Source organism: Rhodococcus sp. RDE2 (assembly GCF_020885655.1).
Lineage (GTDB): Bacteria > Actinomycetota > Actinomycetes > Mycobacteriales > Mycobacteriaceae > Rhodococcus > Rhodococcus pyridinivorans.
In genome coordinates, this window is record NZ_AP025186.1 from 4,569,249 (window position 1) to 4,586,387 (window position 17,139).

Consider the following 17,139-nt stretch of genomic DNA (forward strand, 5'->3'; position numbering starts at 1 on the left):
GCACGGTCGGCGTCCGACACTGGCGCCATGACGAATTCGGTGAACCCCATCCCCAAGGGATACACCTCCCTCACCCCCTTCCTCGTCGTCGACGGTGCCTCCCGCGCGATCGACTTCTACTGCGACGCGTTCGGAGCGACCGTCGTCGAGCGGATGGACGGCCCCGACGGGACGGTGATGCACGCAGAGCTCGACTTCGACAACGGCCGAATGCAATTGAGCGATCCCCATCCCGGCATCGGCCTGCACGCGCCGAGCGGAACGAACGACGTCGACCATTCGTACGTGCTGTACTGCGCGGACGCCGACGCCGTGTTCGCGCGGGCCGTCGCCCTCGGTGCCCGGGTGTTCGAGGAACCGTCGACCTTCGTCACCGGCGACCGGTTCGCGTCGATCCTCGATCCGTTCGGTCATCGGTGGGCCGTGATGACGCGGGTCGAGAGCGTGCCCGCGGAGGAAGCGAAGCGACGGCTCGACGAGTGGGCGGCAACGCAGAACGCGTGAGGTGTAAAGCAGTTGCCCACGGAGCACCCTTCGGTGCACGCTGACTAGGATCTTCCTCCCGGATGTTCCGTACGAGAGCCGGGGGGATCAGTGTTCGACAAGAGGCGTGCGCAGAAGCGATTCGACGACGGCGTGATGGCCCTGGGCTATTTCGTCAAGGGAAGGCGACAGCGCACGGACTTCGCCGTCGCCCGGCAATGCTTTCACGAAGCGCTGGCGATCGACCCCATGATGTGCGACGCATGGCTCGGCCTCGCAACGACCGGTCTCGTGAACGAAGCTGTGATCGAGAATCTCATGCGCACTGCGCACCAGAGTCTCTTCCGGGAACAAACGCAGGCGGGATTGCGTCCCGGAACATTGTCCGGGTCCTTCCAGGCAGGCAGATTCGCGTCGCATCGTCTCTCGACAGGTCCCGAGATCTGGGCTGCCGCAGCCCAGGCACGTATGGACGCAGGCCACTTTCAGGACGCCTTCGCGCTGCTCGAAACCATGCAGCCTCCCTCACAACTCGCCACCTACATGATGGGGGCCCTGCACTACGAGACCCGCCGATGGACCGATGTGCTGTCCGTTCTGGGTCCTGTCGGAGAGTGGGCCGACGGATACCTCCGCGTCGGAGCGAACGTGATGGTCGGGGTCGCCTGTGCGTTTCTCGGACTCTTCGAAGAAGCCGACCGCCGCCTCTGGTTGGCCGAGAAGTCCGATACTCCGTGGCTCGTTGCGTACGCCATGTACATCCGGGCACTGATCGCACGCGAATCGGGGGACGAGCCGAGAGCACGCACCCTGCTGGAGCGCGTGTACGCCACGCGACCGAACGACGCCGCTTACGCCGAGGCACTACACAACCCCGATCACCGTCTCGCTCTGACCAGCGCGGAACGTATCTCACGACGTACCGACCCCTGGGATCCGGCCACCGAGCCCTCCGGCAGTCGAATCTCCGATGACACCGATCGATCGAAGCGCGCCGAGGCCTGTTCGAGGGCACGTCGCGCACTCGATGCCATGGTCGGCCTCCAGTCCGTCAAGCGGGAAATCGAAAAGCTCACTGCCTCGACTCTTCTCGCGAACGCTCAGAGCGATCACGCTACCGATGTCGTTCGTCCCTCCGCACGCTCACGCCACCTGGTGTTCACCGGGCCCAGATGTTGTCGTTGCCGTCGACGACCACACCCCACGGAACCCGGAGGCCGCCGCGCCTCGGCGGCGGGGCCGTTCGGGGAAGTTCCGAGTACCGGGGCAACTGCCAGCGCGTAAGCCGCTGCCACCGTGGTCTTCTCGCCAAGAACGACGTCCGCCGACGAAGTTGCTCTTCGCTCTGTGCGGTAGCGGGCGCCGCCAGAAGCGCCCAGGCCAGCGCCGTCGCCCCCACCAGTGCCGCACACTTCCGACCGATACGACTCGAACCACGCACGAGACGACCCGCTCGCCGACGGAAGTAGTTGCCGTGCATCGTCGAACTACGTCACCGGTCGGCGTGGCACAACCGAGATATCCGCTGTGAACGATTTCCCGGATTTCACCCCACAGACGACGAATGCCGCCCCCGGGAAACCGGGAACGGCATTCGTCGTCGTGTACGGACTCAGCCGAGGCGCTGCTTGAGGGCCTCGAACTCGTCGCGGATGCCCGAGGGCACCTTCTCACCGAGGAACTCGAACCACTCGGCGATGCCGTCGATCTCGGACTTCCACTCCTCGACGTCGACCTTCAGGGCCTCGTCGACGTCGGCGGGATCGACATCGAGACCGTCGAGCGTGAGGTCGGCGGCGCTGGGCACGTAGCCGATCGGCGTGGACTGCGCGCCGGCCTTGTGCTCGATGCGGTCGACGATCCACTTGAGCACGCGCGAGTTCTCGCCGAAGCCGGGCCACAGGAAGCGGCCGTCGTCGCCGCGACGGAACCAGTTGACGTAGAAGATCTTCGGCAGCTTGTCCTCGTCGGCGTTCTTGCCGAGCGTGATCCAGTGGTTCAGGTAGTCGCCGGCGTTGTAGCCGAGGAAGGGCAGCATCGCCATCGGGTCGCGACGGACGCTACCGACCTTGCCCTCTGCCGCGGCGGTCTGCTCGGACGACAGGGTCGCGCCGAGGAAGGTGCCGTGCTGCCAGTCGAAGGACTCGCTGACGAGGGGCACCGTCGTCTTGCGGCGGCCACCGAACAGGATCGCGGAGATCGGCACACCCTGCGGGTCGTCCCACTCGGGGGCGAGGATCGGGCACTGCGACATCGGGGTGCAGTAACGCGAGTTCGGGTGCGCGGCGTTGGTGCCGGACTCGGGGGTCCAGTCGTTGCCCAGCCAGTCGGTGAGGTGCGCCGGGGTCTCGCCGCCGATGCCCTCCCACCAGATGTCGCCGTCGTCGGTCTTCGCGACGTTGGTGTAGATGGTGTTGCCGGCCTCGATGGTCGCCATCGCGTTCGGGTTCGAGTCGGCGCTGGTGCCCGGCGCGACGCCGAAGAAGCCGAACTCGGGGTTCACGGCGTAGAGGCGGCCGTCCTTGCCGAAACGCATCCACGCGATGTCGTCGCCGAGGGTCTCGGCACGCCAGCCCGGAATGGTCGGCTGGATCATCGCGAGGTTGGTCTTGCCACAGGCCGACGGGAACGCCGCGGCGATGTAGTAGGCCTTTTCCTCGGGCGAGATCAGCTTGAGGATCAGCATGTGCTCGGCCAGCCAGCCCTCGTCGTGCGCCATGGCCGACGCGATGCGCAGCGAGTAGCACTTCTTGCCGAGCAGGGCGTTGCCGCCGTAGCCGGAGCCGAAGCTCCAGATCTCACGGGTCTCGGGGAAGTGGGTGATGTACTTCGTGTCGTTGCACGGCCACGGGACATCCTGCTGACCGGCCTCGAGCGGCGCACCCACGGAGTGCAGCGCCTTGACGAACGGACGGTCGGTGCCGAGCTTCTCGAGAGCCGCGCTGCCCATGCGGGTCATGATGCGCATCGAGACGACGACGTACTCCGAGTCGGTCAGCTCGACGCCGAGCTTCGGGTCCTCGGCTCCGAGCGGGCCCATGCAGAAGGGCACGACGAAGAGGGTGCGTCCGCGCATGCTGCCGCGGTACAGCTCGGTCATCGTGGCACGCATCTCGTCGGGGTCGACCCAGTTGTTGGTCGGGCCCGCGTCGATCTCGTTCTTCGAGCAGATGAAGGTGCGCGACTCGACGCGTGCGACGTCCGACGGATCGGAATTGGCCAGGAACGAGTTCGGCTTCTTCTCGTCGTTCAGACGCGTGAAGGTGCCTGCCTCGACCAGCTGAGAGGTCAGACGGTCCCATTCCTCATCGGATCCGTCGGCCCATACGACACGATCGGGCTGGGTGAGCTCGGCAATCTCCTGGACCCAGGCAAGCAACTCGGCATGCTGGGTCGGGAGCTTGTCGTCGGTACCGTTCAAACCGGGAATGGTCGCTGAGGTCATCAAAACTCTCCTGGGGTGTGCCCGGAACCGGGATCCCGCCTCCGACCTGCACGTTCTTCTGTGCGGACGAGGGCAGACCCGGGCTTGCCCCTCTCGGCAGGGGTACCACCTACTTCGTCCGTGGCCGAACAGGCGAAGTAGGCGCCGGATGTCCTTTTCATAGAGGTTAACGTCGGAATGCCGACCGGCGTCACTCGGGGCCGGTCGGAAATCTCACAGAAACGATTCAGAACTTGCGCACAATACCGTCCTCTCCCCCTGCTGCGCAGCCGGATATGAATCACTTCGACTCTTCTCCGTGGTGTACGTCGTATTCAAGGCTACCTGTGTCCAGTCGACTCCACCGACCCGATCCGTCGAGCTCGCGACAGTATTCCCACACGCCGTAACGGCCGTCGTCCGCGATCACCGAGAGGCGATCGCTGCTGCCGTCGAGATCGGTGTCGGTGGCCACCACCAGACCGTCGCCCCAGTCGCGACCGACTCCCCAGTGCTCGGTATCGGCGACGACCGTCTCGGCGGCGCCGTCTCCGTCGAGGTCGGTCGTCGGGGCGAGCTCGTCGGCCCAGGCGGCCAACTCGGACGGATCGAACCCGGACGGATCGAAGGGATCGGTGAACGGCTGGGGTGTGCCACCCGAGCCGGCGAATTCGGCCATCGTCTCCCCTTTCCGACCCGGCACGCGCCGGATCGCTCCTATCCGGTTGGACGCACCCCGGCACCTTGCGGTTCCGGGATGTGTCCGAGTGCCGCCAGGTCGCGTTCGCACGCGGCGGTGCGGGCACGCCGCTCGCCCCGGCGACGGGTGATCTCCGCGTCGATCGCGGCGACGCGTTCCCGCACGCGGGTCGCGTGCCGGTCGCGCGCAGCGACCGCGAGCGCGGTGGACTGCAGTTCCGTCTCGTGGATGCGGGTGCGGATCCAGGTGTCGAGTTCCGCCCGTACGGTCGCGAGCTCGTCGGCGATCCACCGCCGCATCCGGTCGCGGTAGGCGATTCGCCTACGGATCCGCATCAGCCATCCGGCGGCCGGAACCGCGCACGCGATCGCGACCACCAGCGACATCCAGCCCGGCAGGTCCCCGAACGGGGTGAGGAGCAGTCTGCCGAGACCCGCGCCTGCCGACGCACCGAAGACCACCGTCAGCGTGTCCTCCATCGACCGCGCGGTCTGCGGTGGGCGGGCGGTGCGCGTGGGTTCCGGCGCCGGAGTGCCCGGTGCGATCCGGGCCGTCTCGTCGGTGAGCCGCGCACACAGGTCGTCGACGTGGGTGTCGATCGTCGTGACCACCGCATCCGCGTCCGCGGTCTCGAGCACCTCGCCCGCGGCGGTGGACGCCGCCCGCACGCGCATCGCGACCTCCTGCAACAGCGTCACCTGCAGCCGGCGCAGGTCGGGGCCGGAGGTCGCGGGTGGTGCTGCGGCTGTGAGGCGGGAGCGCTCCGCACGCAGGCCCCCTTCCTCGTCCTCCGCGCTCAGTCGTCCGATCTCCTCCTCGATCATCGGCCGGGTGGCGGCGACGACCGCGGCGCGTGCTCGTCGCGGGTCGTGTGACGACCGGACCGTGGCGGCCAGGACGTCCCGCAGTTCGACGAGTCCGGACGCGGTGAGCAGGGTCTGCCGGACCGCCTCGCTCGCGTCGTCCTCGAGTTCGCGTGCCCGCCGAGCGGCCGCGGCGCTCACGGGCAGGACCACGACCCTCGGCAGCCAGGATGCGTGCCGCTGCAGGATCTCGACGTCGGCGTCGCGGACCGCACGCCAGTCGGGAAAGCGGTCGATGCCCGTCAGTGCGCAGACGACCTCGATCGACTCGGCTGCCGCCGAGCGGACGAGGTCGAGTTCGGTGCGGCCGATCGTCGCCGACGGGTCGAACACCACGAGGGTGACGGCGCGGCCGTCGTCCGTGATGTCCAGCCCGCCCAGAGGTCGTAGCTCCGCTGCCAGCGTGCCGGCGCCGGAACCGGGCACTCCGACGACCCGCACGCCGGTCGCGGCCGGCCGGTGCAGTCCCATCCATCCGCGCGGGTTCCATCGGCGCAGGACGTCGTCGGCCGGATCCACGAGTCCGCTCGGCGGTGTCACCGTAGTCCCGCGGCGACGGACTCCATCGGGTCCAGCCCGACCAGGTCGAGTGTCTGTTCGACGAGTTCGCGCACCTGCGGTGCCGCCGGGACACCCGCCACGACCCGGGCGAGCTCCTCGTCACGTAGGCGGCGCGCCACGACCGCACGCGCGGCGAGCCGTTCCCCGAGCAGTTCCTCATCGCGGACCGCGACCACCTGATCCGGCGGCACCCCCGTCGCACGCGCGACGAGAGCGCACTCGCTGTCATCCGTCCCACCCGTCACCACGAGGACGAGGCGACAAGGATCCACGGCCGTCAGCGCGGCGCGGTCGGCCGGATGGGCGACGGCCGGGTCGAGACGACGCGGCACGACGTAGACGACGACGTCACCGTCGAGGACCGGGTCGGGACCGTCCGGCGTGTCCACTGCCACTCCGCCCACGGCCGCGTCTACTTGCCCACCCTCGATATCGACCCTGCGGAGCAGCAGTTCGCGTACCTGCGTCTCGACGCTCTCCCGGCCGGTCCCGGCCCGCCCCGCGACCTGCACCCGCAGCGCGGCCGTATGCTCGGTCAGCGCCCTGCGAATCAACCGCCCTGCCTGCGCATCCAGTTGTTCGACCTGCGCGGCGAGGTGGTGCCACAACTCCCCCGTCATGATCCCCCGATCGTCGGCGGAAATTGTCGCAGAGAGATCGCTGACAGGCAGCCGAACGAATGCTTCCCTGAGAAAACACTGCGGCCACTCAGGTCACTCCCGCCACACACTCTCGGAATACGCGACAATGGACCGGTGAACGAAGCCGATCAGCACACCACCGAGACGCTCGAGGAGCGCCCGACCCGCGGGAACCGCCTATACCCCAGGGTGACGAGTTTCCGGTCCCGCCGTGGATCGCTGACCGACCCCCAGCAGCAGTGCTGGGACCGTCGTTGGCCCGAACTCGGCAAGGAAGTCGGCGACGAACCGCTCGACGTCGACGCCTGGTTCGGTCGCTCCGCGCCCCTCGTCCTCGAGATCGGATCCGGAACAGGAACCGCCGCGGTCGCTATGGCCCAAGCCGAGCCCGAGGTGAACCTCATCGCCGTGGAGGTCTACAAGCCCGGCATCGCCCAGACACTGCAGAACATCGAACGCAGCTGCAACACCGACGCGCCGATCCGGAACCTGCGGATCCTGCGCGGCGACGCCGTCGAGGTGCTCGAGAAGATGCTGACCACCGCGTCACTCACCGGCGTGCGGGTGTTCTTCCCGGATCCGTGGCCCAAGGCCCGCCACCACAAGCGCCGACTCCTGCAGGCCCCGACGTTCGCTCTGATCGCCGACCGATTGAAGCCCGGTGGAGTGCTGCACGTGGCCACCGACCACGCCGATTACGCCGAGGCCATCGCCGAGGTGGGCGATGCCGAACCGCGCCTCGCCCGCTTCACCGGCACCTCCCCGATCAGCCTCGAACGCCCCGTCACCAAGTTCGAGGACAAGGCACACCAGGTGGGTAGCGCTATCAACGAGTTCGTCTGGGGGAAGATCGGAGCATGAGTGTCCATGAAGAGCTTCCCGGCGTGACCGACCCCTCCGCGATCGACGGTGTCGAGCCGGTCCGAAAGGTCCTGCTCGTCTGGGACGCACCCAACCTCGACATGGGCCTCGGCGCGATCCTCGGCGGCCGGCCCACCGCGGCCTACCGCCCGCGCTTCGACGCTCTCGGCCGGTGGCTGCTCGGACGCACCGCCGAACTGTCGCGTCTGCACTCCGCGACCCTCGAACCCGAAGCCACGGTGTTCACCAATATCGCCCCCGGCAGCGCGGACGTCGTCCGCCCCTGGGTCGAGGCCTTGCGTAATGTGGGCTTCGCGGTGTTCGCCAAGCCGAAGATCGACGAGGACAGCGATGTCGACTCCGACATGCTGGACCACATCGAGCTGAGGCACCGGGAAGGTCTCGCGGGTGTCATGGTGGCCTCCGCCGACGGGCAGGCGTTCCGTGAACCCCTCGAGCGGCTCGCACAGGAGGGCATCGCGACCCAGGTGCTCGGTTTCCGCGAGCACGCCAGCTGGGCGGTGACCTCCGAGATCATCCAGTTCCTCGATCTCGAGGACATTCCCGGTGTGTTCCGCGAACCGCTGCCCCGCGTCAGCCTGGAATCGCTGCCCGACGAGGGTGCCTGGCTGCAGCCGTTCCGACCGCTTTCTGCTCTCCTGGTGGGGCGCAAGAGCGTCGCCGAATAGGAGACTTACGTGTTCGACCGTTGGGGAGAGCTCGTCTACCGCGCGCGCTTCACCGTCATTGCGGTGATGGTCGCGGGGTTGCTCGCGCTCGCCGGGTACGGGCTGAGCCTGAACGATCACCTCAGCCAGAGCGGCTGGGACGATCCCGGTTCGGAGTCCGTCGCCGCTGCCAAGCTCGCCGACGGCACCTTCGGCCGCGACACCGCGGGCGACGTGCTGGTGCTGTACACGGCACCCGAGGGCAGCACGGTCGACGATCCCGAGTTCGCGGCGAAGGTCACCGACAGCCTGAACTCGCTGGTCGCCGAGCATCCCGACGAAATCCTCAAGATCAACGGTGCGTACTGGCCCACCGACGACGCGCCGTCGCTGCCGTCGCTGGCCGATCCGTCGCGTCAGCACGCGATCGCGTCGGTCGCGATCGCCGGCGAGGACGACACGGAGCTGACCGGCAACTTCCGCGAGATCAAGGACGCCTTCTACATCGACGGCGTCGACGTGCAGCTCGCCGGTCTGCAGCCGATCTCCGGCGCACTGAACGACACGATGGCCAACGACATCAAGCGCATGGAGATCCTCGCGATCCCGGCCGTCGGCATCCTGTTGTTCTTCGTCTTCGGTGGCGTCGTCGCGGCCGCTCTCCCGCTGATCACCGGTGGTCTCACGATCGTCGCGGCGAACGGCATCGTCCGGTTGATCACCAACTTCACCGAGGTCAACTCGTTCGTCGCACCGGTCGTCTCACTGATCGGCCTGGGCCTGGCGATCGACTACGGCCTGTTCATGGTGTCGCGGTTCCGTGAGGAACTCGCCGAGGGTTACGACACCCCGGCGGCGGTGCGACGCACCGTCGTCACCGCAGGTCGCACGGTGGTGTTCTCGGCGACGATGGTCGTCACCAGCCTCGGTGGTCTCGTGCTGTTCCCGCAGGGCTTCCTCAAGTCGGTCGCCTACGGCGCGATCTCGGCGGTCTCACTGGCTGCCCTGCTGTCGATCACGATCCTGCCCGCCATCCTGAGCATCCTCGGCAGGCGCATCGACAAGTTCGGCATGAAACGCTTCGGGCAGATCCAGTCGAACGAGCAGGTCGAGAACAGTTTTCTCGGCCGCCTGTGCCGCTGGGTGATGGTCAACCCGATGAAGGTGACCATCCCGACGGTCATCGGCCTGCTGCTGCTCATCATGCCGCTGACCGGCATCAAGTTCGGCGGCATCAACGAGACCTACCTGCCGCCCGAGCACCCCACGCGCGTCGCGCAGGAGACCTTCGACGAACTGTTCCCCGGCCAGCGCGCCGAGCCGGTCAAGCTCGTGGTCCGCGGCGCCGAGGGCGGCGACCTCAACAAGATCATCACGACGGCCAGCGAAGCTCCCGGCCTCGTCGAGAAGTTCCAGATCACCGGCCCCGCGAAGGACGGCGTCCGTGTGCTCAAGGCCGGTCTGACCGACCGCAACGAGTCCGCCGACACCGTCGAGTACCTGCACGCAGCCGAATGGCCCGAGGGTGTCGAAGTGCTCGTCGGCGGTACCCCGGCGATCGAGCAGGACTCCATCGGGGCCCTGCTCGAGACCCTGCCGCTGATGGTCGTGGTCGTCGTGCTGTTGACGACGTTGCTGATGTTCCTGGCGTTCGGCTCGCTCGTGCTGCCGGTCAAGGCCGTGTTGATGAGCGCCCTGGGTCTCGGCTCGACGCTGGGCATCCTCACCTGGATCTTCATCGACGGCAACGGCGCCGACCTGCTCAACTTCACCCCGGGGCCGATCATGTCGCCGGTGCTCGTGCTGATCATCGCGATCGTGTACGGCCTGTCGACCGACTACGAGGTGTTCCTGCTCTCCAGAATGGTCGAGGCGAGATCGATGGGGGCGAGCACCACCGAGTCGATCCGTATCGGTACCGCCCACACCGGTCGCATCATCACCGCGGCCGCCCTGATCCTCATCGTCGTCACCGGTGCCTTCGGGTTCTCGGAGCTGGTGATGATGAAGTACATCGCGTTCGGCATGATCGCCGCGCTGATCATCGACGCGACCGTCATCCGCATGTTCCTCGTGCCCGCCGTGATGAAGCTGCTCGGCGACGACTGCTGGTGGGCTCCGGCGTGGATGAAGCGGATCCAGGAGAGGATCGGCTTGGGCGAGCCGATCCTCGCCGACGAACTGATGCCCGAGGACGTTCCCGAGCTCATCACCGTCGGCATGTTCGGGCCGGCGACGGTCGCGGCCACGGGCGCGCACCGCTTCCCGGCAGGTGCCTTCGAGGGCGGCTCCGACCTCACGCAGCCGCTGCCCAAGATCGCTCCGCCGAGGCCGGCCGCCGAACAGCGCAAGCTCCGCGATCTCACGCCGCCGCCGGTGCGACGGCAGGCCCCGGGCCGCCCCCCGGTCCGTCCGGCCGTGCCCGCGTCCGGTCGTCCCCCTGCTGCTCCGCCGAACGGCGAACGGGTGCCGCCCGCAGCCGGGCGTCCGATGCCGGCGAGCCGTCCGGTGCAGCCCGGTACGGGTCCGGGGCGTCCGTCGCGTCCGATCCCGGAGCCGCGTCGTCGCCCGGAGGGTCGGCCGCCGGTGGACGAGCGCAACGGCTCGGCTCTTCCGGGGCTCGGAGGCCCGGAGAAGGGTGTCCCGGAGAAGCCCGAACGTCGTGCCCCCGAGATGCCGCAGCGCGATGTCACGCAGCGCGGTGCGCTCGATCAGACACAGCGCGGTGCGCTCGATCAGACACAGCGCGGTGCGCTCGATCAGACACAGCGCGGTGCGCTCGATGCCACACAGCGCGGTGCGTCCGACCCGTCGTCGCCGTCGTCGGTGCCTCCGCTCCCCCGCCGTCAGCGCGGGGAGGTTCCGCCGCCGCTGCCGCAGTCCTTCATCCGACCGCCCGCTGTCCCGGGCGATGCGGAAGCTCTGCCCGGTGCCCCGGCTCCGCGTCCGAGCGAACCCGGCACCGGTCGTGGACGGGATCCGCAGGCGATCGAGAACTGGCTGTCGCAGTTGCGCCGTACGTCGCCCGGCGGGGAGTCTTCGGCCCAGCGACCGAGGCCCACTTCCGACGCACCGCGCCCCTCGGCGCCGGACTCGCAACGTCCCCCGACATCGGAGGCCCAGCGACCTCCGGCGCAGGGACCTGCCCGACCGCCCGTGCCGGGCACTCAGCAGCCGCCGACGCAGGGCATGCAGCCGCCGACACAGAACGGTCCCCGTCCGCCTCTGCCCTCCCGGTCCCGTGGTCCGGAGCAGCCGCCCCGCCCGGCCGGCGAGCGGCCGGAAGCGCGAGCGGACGAATCGCAGCCGGAGCAGAACGACGCGGAGTCGCGGAGGCGTGGACGCCACGGTCCCGACAGCGGCCGTTCGATCAGCGTCAGTGAGCTGATCGCCCGGCAGCGTCGCGACTGATCTGACGAACGAACTCGAGGCGACCCGCAGAGCGGGTCGCCTCGAGTGTTTCCGGGGTCAGCTGCCGTTGAAGAACTTCCGCAGCCGCGTGGACAGCGGATGGGTGACGTTGAAGCTCCCGCCGCGGACCTTGCCTGTCACCACGACGTGCAGCGGTCCGTACGGCGCTCCGCCGCGCACCTTCGACGACACGCTCGACGCGACGTTCTCGACGCCGTTGACGTCGGCCGTGGCCTCGGCGGGGAGCACGATGTTGATCGAGCTGAGGTAGTCGCTCACGTCGATCCGCACGACCTGCGTCTGCATCACCGCTTCGGTGAAATCGAGGGTCACGGAGGACGCGACGGTGTCGAGAACGACGGCGGGCGGCACGTGCCAGCGACCCTTGCGTTCGATGCCGGAGACGCGGCCCTTGATCACGAGAGGAGCGCCCTGGCCGGTCGCGGGGAAAGCAGCTGCACTCGGCGCGGGGTAGCCGGCCGCACTCGGCGCCGGATAGTGCGCCTGCGACATGCCCGGCAGATTCTGCTCCTGGAACTCGGGCCGGATCTGGATACCGGGCAGGTCGACGAGCACCTGGTTCAGGTCGCCTCGGGTCTTGGCCGCGAGGACGGTGTCCATCCGTTCGGTGAACTCCCCGAGCGAGAGCATTCCCTGCCCGACCGCCCGCTGCAGAAGTTCGCCGACGTGCTCGCGCTCGGCGTCCGACACCCGCAGATCCTTCGGTTCCATGCCCTGAGCTTAACGGGACGAACGGTATGCCTCCGAAGTCGTCGGAGCCACTGTGCGGAGCGCTATTCGAGGCCCTGTTCGATGACGTAGCGGGTGAGTTCGACGCGGTTGGCGAGCTGCAGTTTGCGTAGCGCCGCTTGGACGTGGTTCTCCACCGTGCGGTGGCTGAGCGTCAGTCGCGCTGCGATCTGTTTCGCCGACAACCCTTTCGCGACGAGACGCAACACTTCGGTCTCCCGGCCGGTCAGGGTCGGTGGGGGTCTCCGGTCGGCGACGTCGTTCGACATCCGGCGGTACTCGCCGAGCACGAGCCCGGCCAGTCCGGGGGTGAAGACGGCCTGTCCCCGCGCGGTCGCGAGGACGGCGTCGACGAGTTCGTGCACCGAGGCGCTCTTCACGAGATAGCCGGACGCGCCCGCCTTGACCGCGCCGAGGACGTCGTCGCGTTCGGAGGACGCCGACAGGACCAGCACCCGGCTGTCCGGGGAGACCTCGAGGACCGCGCGGGTCGCCTCGGTGCCGGTGCCGTCGGGCATCGCCATGTCCATGAGCACGACGTCGGGGCGGACGACGGCGGCACGGCGCGCGGCGCTCGCGACACCGTCGGCCTCGGCGACGACGGTGAACCCGGCCTCCTCGAGGTCACGTCCGACGGCGTTGCGCCAGATCGGGTGGTCGTCGACCACCATCACGCTGACGGTGCTGCGTTCCTCTGTGCTGTTCTCGTGTGTTTCCGCGCTGATCTCGGCCACTCATTCCCCTTCGGTACCCGGATCTCCCATTCGGTTCCTTCGCCTACATCGCTGTCGAGCAGTGCGACGCCGCCGAGCCATTCCGCTCGCCCGACGATCGACTTGGACACCCCCATGCGTCCCTGTTCGCGAGCTTCGTCGAGTCTGCCCGGTTCGATCCCGACGCCGTCATCCCGGATGCTGAGTACGATCTCGTCGCCGAGATCCTCGAGGAGGATGTAGGCGGCGGCACCGGCGCCGGCGTGCAGTTGCGTGTTCGACAGCGCCGCTGTCGTGAGCGCCGCGAGTTCCTCCGCTCGATCCCGCGGGATCATGATCGGGCCGCCGGGCGCGGACACCGTCGCACCGGTCCCGGCCCTGGCCCGGACGAGGGCGGTGAGGTCGGCATGCTCACCGCCGCGGTCGACGTCGGTGTCCTGTTCGGAGATCAGCTGCCGCAACGCGGTCTCCTGTTCGCGGGCCAACTCGGCGAGTTCCGTCGCATCACCGCCCAGCTCGAGTCCGCGCCGCTGCACGAGCGCGAGCACCTGCAGCACGCCGTCGTGCACCTGCCGGGCGAGCCGGTCCCGTTCCTCGGTGGCCGCTGCCACGCGCACGGCCTGCTCGAGTTGCCGGTGCGCACTGCGCGCGGTGGTGGTGGCGAAACCCATTGCCACACCGCACGCGACGAGCACCGGCGCCGTCGCGTCGCGCCACAGGTCGAGGTTGATCTGGTCGCGCACCACCGCGCTGACGACGGACGTCAGCAGCGCCGAGCCGATGCCCGTGAGCGGACCGCCGAGGATCGCGGCCGACAGCACGGCGTTGGCGACCCACAGCGTGGTGGGCATGGTCTGGTGGTTGCTGTACCAGTCGTGGTCGGCGACCAGTCGGGTCGCCGCCATCAACGCGACGGCGAGGATCTGGTCCACCACGGTGACCGTGCGGCGCAGTCGTGCCTCGCGGGAGAGCAACACCGCCGAGACGAGCGACCACGTCACGAGTACCCCGGTGAAGAACCACGACAAGCCCGGACGGGTGTAGTTCACGACGGTCGAGAACTGCGATCCCACCGCATATGCGACGGTCACGAGCCGGAAGACCTGGGCGGCCCGCCACAGCGGTGCATCCGCGTCGGGACCGGTCGGAGGCGGCCTCATGTGTACGTTTCGCACCTTTCGTCACAGTAGGTGGGGCGAGTGAATCCAACCACTCCGCGCCTCCAACAGTGACCGCCCCATCCTGTGACCGTCCGCACAGTGGTTTGATTTGAAGTCGTGCTGAGGTCGTACCGAGCTGTCGCCGCCACCTTGCGGAGTCGTTGGCCGCTCTACATGGTCTCCATGGGCGCGTCGAACCTGTTCGGTGCGATGCTCGTGTTCGCCTTCGTCCGGTACGGCATCCCCATCGCCGAGACCGACGCCATCATCGCGGATCGGGTCCGCAACTTCGCGGTCTTCGCGGTGTACCTGGTCTTCGCCGGCATCGTGAGCCTCGGCGCCGCAGCGATCACGCTGCGCTCTGTCGTCCGGTGGCAGCTCCGCGGCGGCCCGCCCACCCGGGCCGAACAGATGGCGGCCCTGCACGCCCCGCTGCGACAGGCGATCGTGCACCTCGGTCTGTGGCTGCTCGGCGGCGTGCTCTTCGTCTTCCTCACCGCCGAGGAGATGCCGTCGCTCGCGGTGGCGGTCTCGGTCACCGTCGCGATGGCCGCGACCAGCACCTTCGGTTTCACCTACATGCTCGGTGAACGCATCCTGCGGCCGGTCGCCGCGCGGGCGCTGAGCGAGGGGAACTTCGACCGGACGATGGCTCCCGGCGTCGGCACGCGCCTGGCCATGACCTGGGGCCTGGGCACGCTCATGCCGGTCGCCGGGATCGTGCTGCTGTGCGTGACGCAGTTGAGCGCCAACACCGACTTCGACGCCGACGCGCTCGCCCTGTCCGTGCTCGCCCTCGCGGTGACGTCGATCGGTCTCGCGCTCGTGTTGTCGCTGCTGACGTCGGCACAGATCTCCGACCCGATCAAGCAGTTGCGCTGGGCGATCGAACGCGTGCAGCGCGGCGCCTCGGGAGTGCAGGTCGAGGTGTTCGACGGCAGTGAGATCGGACGCCTACAGGTCGGCTTCAACCGCATGATGGCCGAGTCCGACGAACGCCGGCGTCTGCGGGAGTTGTTCGGTCAGCACGTCGGTGAGGACGTCGCGCGCCGGGCCCTGCAGTACGGCACCGAGCTCGGTGGTGAGACGCGCTACGTCGCGGTGCTGTTCGTCGACATGGTGGGTTCGACGGCGACGGCCGCCGAGCGCCCGCCGAGCGAGGTCGTCGAACTGCTCAACGAGTTCTTCCGTGTCGTCGTCGAGGTGGTCGACCATCATCACGGCTTCGTCAACAAGTTCATGGGCGACGCGGCATTGGTGATCTTCGGCGCTCCCCTCGACCGGCCGGACGCCCCCACGGCGGCGCTCGCGGCGGCCCGCGAACTGCGTTTCGCTCTGGACGAGATCACCGGACTCGATGTCGGGATCGGCGTGTCGGCGGGACTCGCGGTGGCCGGCAACATCGGCGCGGCGGAGCGCTTCGAGTACACGGTGATCGGCGACCCGGTCAACGAGGCCTCGCGCCTGACCGAGCTGGCGAAACTGCGTCCGAGTAGGGTTCTCGCGTCGTCGAGCGCGTTGTACTTCGCGGACGACGAGGAGCGCAGCCACTGGGAACTCGGCGACGAGGTGCAGCTTCGCGGCCGGCGGCGGATGACCCATCTCGCATGGCCGGTTCGCTATCCCGGAGCCCCCGGAGAAGCGAACGGGACGGACACTTCGACGGACGAGTGACGGTCCGTCCCGCGACACCCGCGAACGACGCGGAACGGCCACAGCGCCCTCTTCGTGACCCGACGGTCGGTTACGGTGAACAGCGTGGCGCAGCCGCACGACGATCCTCCATGCCCCGACGCCACGCCGCGTCGGGGCTCGTTCCGGTGGATCAAGTGGGTGTCGGCGATCGCCCTCGTGGCTCTGCTGACGGTCGAGGCGATCTACCTGTGGCCGACGATGAGCGATTCGTGGCGCGCGGTCACGGAGATGCACTGGGGCTGGTTCGCGGCGGCCGTGCTGGCGCAGATGATCTCCCTCAGCGGCTTCGCGGGAGTGCAGCAGCGACTGCTCCGCGCCGGCGGGGTGCGCGTCGGGCACTGGCGTTCGGCGTCGGTGATCTACGGCAGCACGGCGATGGCGGTGACCCTACCCGCAGGTCCGGTCTTCTCCACGGCCTTCACCTACAAGCAGACCCGCAAGTGGGGTGCGACCCCCGTGGTCGCCTCGTGGCAACTCGCGGTTTCCGGCGTCATCGCGGCCGTGACCCTGGCGTCGGTGGGCATGGTCGGTGCGTTCGCGGTCGGCAGCCGGATCAGCCCCGTCACTCTCGTGTTGTCGCTCGCGGGCGCGATCGCGTTGATCTTCGGCCTACGGTACGTCGCGAAGAACCCCACGTCGATCGAGGCGGCGGGCACGTGGGTGCTCCGTCGGGTCAACCGCATCACGAGGAAGCCGAGGGACACCGGCTTCGACGTCTTCGAACGCACTCTCGCGCAGCTCGAGTCCGTCGAACTCGCGCGTCGCGACGGTGTGGCCGCGGTGGCGTGGTCGGCCGTGCACCGTGCAGCCGATGTCGCGTGCCTCGGACTGGCGTGCTGGGCTGTCGGCGGCTCTCCGTCGGTGGCGGGGTTGTTCATCGCGTTCGCGGCGGCGAAGGCCGTGGGCAGCGTGCCGCTCGCACCGGGCGGCCTCGGATTCGTGGACGGCACCCTCATCGCGACGCTCACCGCTGCCGGGCTGAGCGCGTCGCAGTCGCTGGCAGCGGTCTTCGTGTATCGGATGGTGAGCTTCGCGTTCGTGGCCCTGGCGGGCTGGGCCACCGTCGCCGCGATGTACCGGGGCAACGGACCCGACGAGATCGATCCGATCGCCGAGCGCGCAGAACACGAGCGCAGCGCCCTGGAGCGGCGGCGTCGTCCGGTCGAGAATCCCGAGCCGGCGTGATCCACCTCACGATGTAGTTGCGCA

At 68.6% G+C, this 17,139-nt stretch carries 14 protein-coding genes; 7 read left to right on the forward strand and 7 right to left on the reverse strand.

Translation table 11 applies throughout. The annotated features are described in order from the left end of the window. Positions 1 to 27 precede the first annotated feature (27 nt). Together LPH33_RS21245 and LPH33_RS27005 are read left to right on the forward strand one after the other, a co-directional pair. The gene (locus LPH33_RS21245) at positions 28 to 504 is read left to right on the forward strand and encodes a VOC family protein (protein ID WP_229565883.1); all 477 of its coding nucleotides are present in this window, start codon (positions 28 to 30) and stop codon (positions 502 to 504) included. Positions 505 to 639: 135 nt separating this feature from the next. Continuing rightward, positions 640 to 1,767: a hypothetical protein gene (locus tag LPH33_RS27005; protein WP_367652171.1), complete on the forward strand. Its 1,128-nt coding sequence runs from the start codon at positions 640 to 642 to the stop codon at positions 1,765 to 1,767. A 328-nt stretch (positions 1,768 to 2,095) separates the two neighbouring features. Here LPH33_RS27005 and LPH33_RS21255 read toward each other — a convergent pair whose 3' ends face one another. The 4 genes from LPH33_RS21255 to LPH33_RS21270 form a co-directional block, all read right to left on the reverse strand. Beyond that, positions 2,096 to 3,928, reverse strand: a complete 1,833-nt coding sequence (locus tag LPH33_RS21255) for a phosphoenolpyruvate carboxykinase (GTP) (RefSeq protein ID WP_006552694.1) — start codon at positions 3,926 to 3,928, stop codon at positions 2,096 to 2,098. A gap of 280 nt (positions 3,929 to 4,208) precedes the next feature. Then, a complete protein-coding gene (locus LPH33_RS21260) occupies positions 4,209 to 4,586 on the reverse strand; it encodes a DUF6802 family protein (protein ID WP_229565885.1) in 378 nt (125 codons plus the stop codon). A 38-nt stretch (positions 4,587 to 4,624) separates the two neighbouring features. Next, a complete protein-coding gene (locus tag LPH33_RS21265; RefSeq protein ID WP_064256134.1) occupies positions 4,625 to 6,010 on the reverse strand; it encodes a hypothetical protein in 1,386 nt (461 codons plus the stop codon). Beyond that, complete coding sequence (locus tag LPH33_RS21270; RefSeq protein WP_024102059.1) at positions 6,007 to 6,651, reverse strand: hypothetical protein; 645 nt, start codon at positions 6,649 to 6,651, stop codon at positions 6,007 to 6,009. The genes LPH33_RS21265 and LPH33_RS21270 overlap by 4 nt, the downstream gene beginning before the upstream one ends. A 135-nt stretch (positions 6,652 to 6,786) precedes the next feature. Here LPH33_RS21270 and trmB point away from each other — a divergent pair, with 135 nt between their 5' ends. The 3 genes from trmB to LPH33_RS21285 are packed head-to-tail and all read left to right on the forward strand — an operon-like array spanning position 6,787 to position 11,612. Beyond that, positions 6,787 to 7,533 (forward strand): tRNA (guanosine(46)-N7)-methyltransferase TrmB, encoded by a 747-nt coding sequence (gene trmB / locus LPH33_RS21275; RefSeq protein ID WP_006552698.1) that lies wholly within the window; start codon positions 6,787 to 6,789, stop codon positions 7,531 to 7,533. Next, positions 7,530 to 8,222, forward strand: coding sequence for an NYN domain-containing protein (locus LPH33_RS21280; protein WP_006552699.1), 693 nt, complete (start codon positions 7,530 to 7,532; stop codon positions 8,220 to 8,222). The genes trmB and LPH33_RS21280 overlap by 4 nt, the downstream gene beginning before the upstream one ends. A gap of 9 nt (positions 8,223 to 8,231) precedes the next feature. Further along, the gene (locus LPH33_RS21285) at positions 8,232 to 11,612 is read left to right on the forward strand and encodes an MMPL family transporter (protein WP_229565887.1); all 3,381 of its coding nucleotides are present in this window, start codon (positions 8,232 to 8,234) and stop codon (positions 11,610 to 11,612) included. 57 nt (positions 11,613 to 11,669) lie between these two features. Here the strand turns inward: LPH33_RS21285 and LPH33_RS21290 are convergent, their stop codons facing one another. The 3 genes from LPH33_RS21290 to macS form a co-directional block, all read right to left on the reverse strand. Further along, positions 11,670 to 12,344, reverse strand: coding sequence for a DUF1707 SHOCT-like domain-containing protein (locus LPH33_RS21290; protein WP_006552701.1), 675 nt, complete (start codon positions 12,342 to 12,344; stop codon positions 11,670 to 11,672). Positions 12,345 to 12,406: 62 nt separating this feature from the next. Continuing rightward, complete coding sequence (locus LPH33_RS21295; RefSeq protein ID WP_006552702.1) at positions 12,407 to 13,033, reverse strand: response regulator; 627 nt, start codon at positions 13,031 to 13,033, stop codon at positions 12,407 to 12,409. Beyond that, the gene (macS, locus tag LPH33_RS21300) at positions 13,033 to 14,235 is read right to left on the reverse strand and encodes a MacS family sensor histidine kinase (RefSeq protein ID WP_229565889.1); all 1,203 of its coding nucleotides are present in this window, start codon (positions 14,233 to 14,235) and stop codon (positions 13,033 to 13,035) included. Before macS ends, LPH33_RS21295 begins: the two co-directional genes overlap by 1 nt. Positions 14,236 to 14,409: 174 nt before the next feature. Here macS and LPH33_RS21305 point away from each other — a divergent pair, with 174 nt between their 5' ends. Continuing rightward, positions 14,410 to 15,909 (forward strand): adenylate/guanylate cyclase domain-containing protein, encoded by a 1,500-nt coding sequence (locus tag LPH33_RS21305; RefSeq protein WP_039585012.1) that lies wholly within the window; start codon positions 14,410 to 14,412, stop codon positions 15,907 to 15,909. An 84-nt stretch (positions 15,910 to 15,993) separates the two neighbouring features. Beyond that, positions 15,994 to 17,115, forward strand: coding sequence for a lysylphosphatidylglycerol synthase transmembrane domain-containing protein (locus LPH33_RS21310; RefSeq protein WP_229565891.1), 1,122 nt, complete (start codon positions 15,994 to 15,996; stop codon positions 17,113 to 17,115). The last annotated feature ends 24 nt before the right edge of the window (positions 17,116 to 17,139 follow it).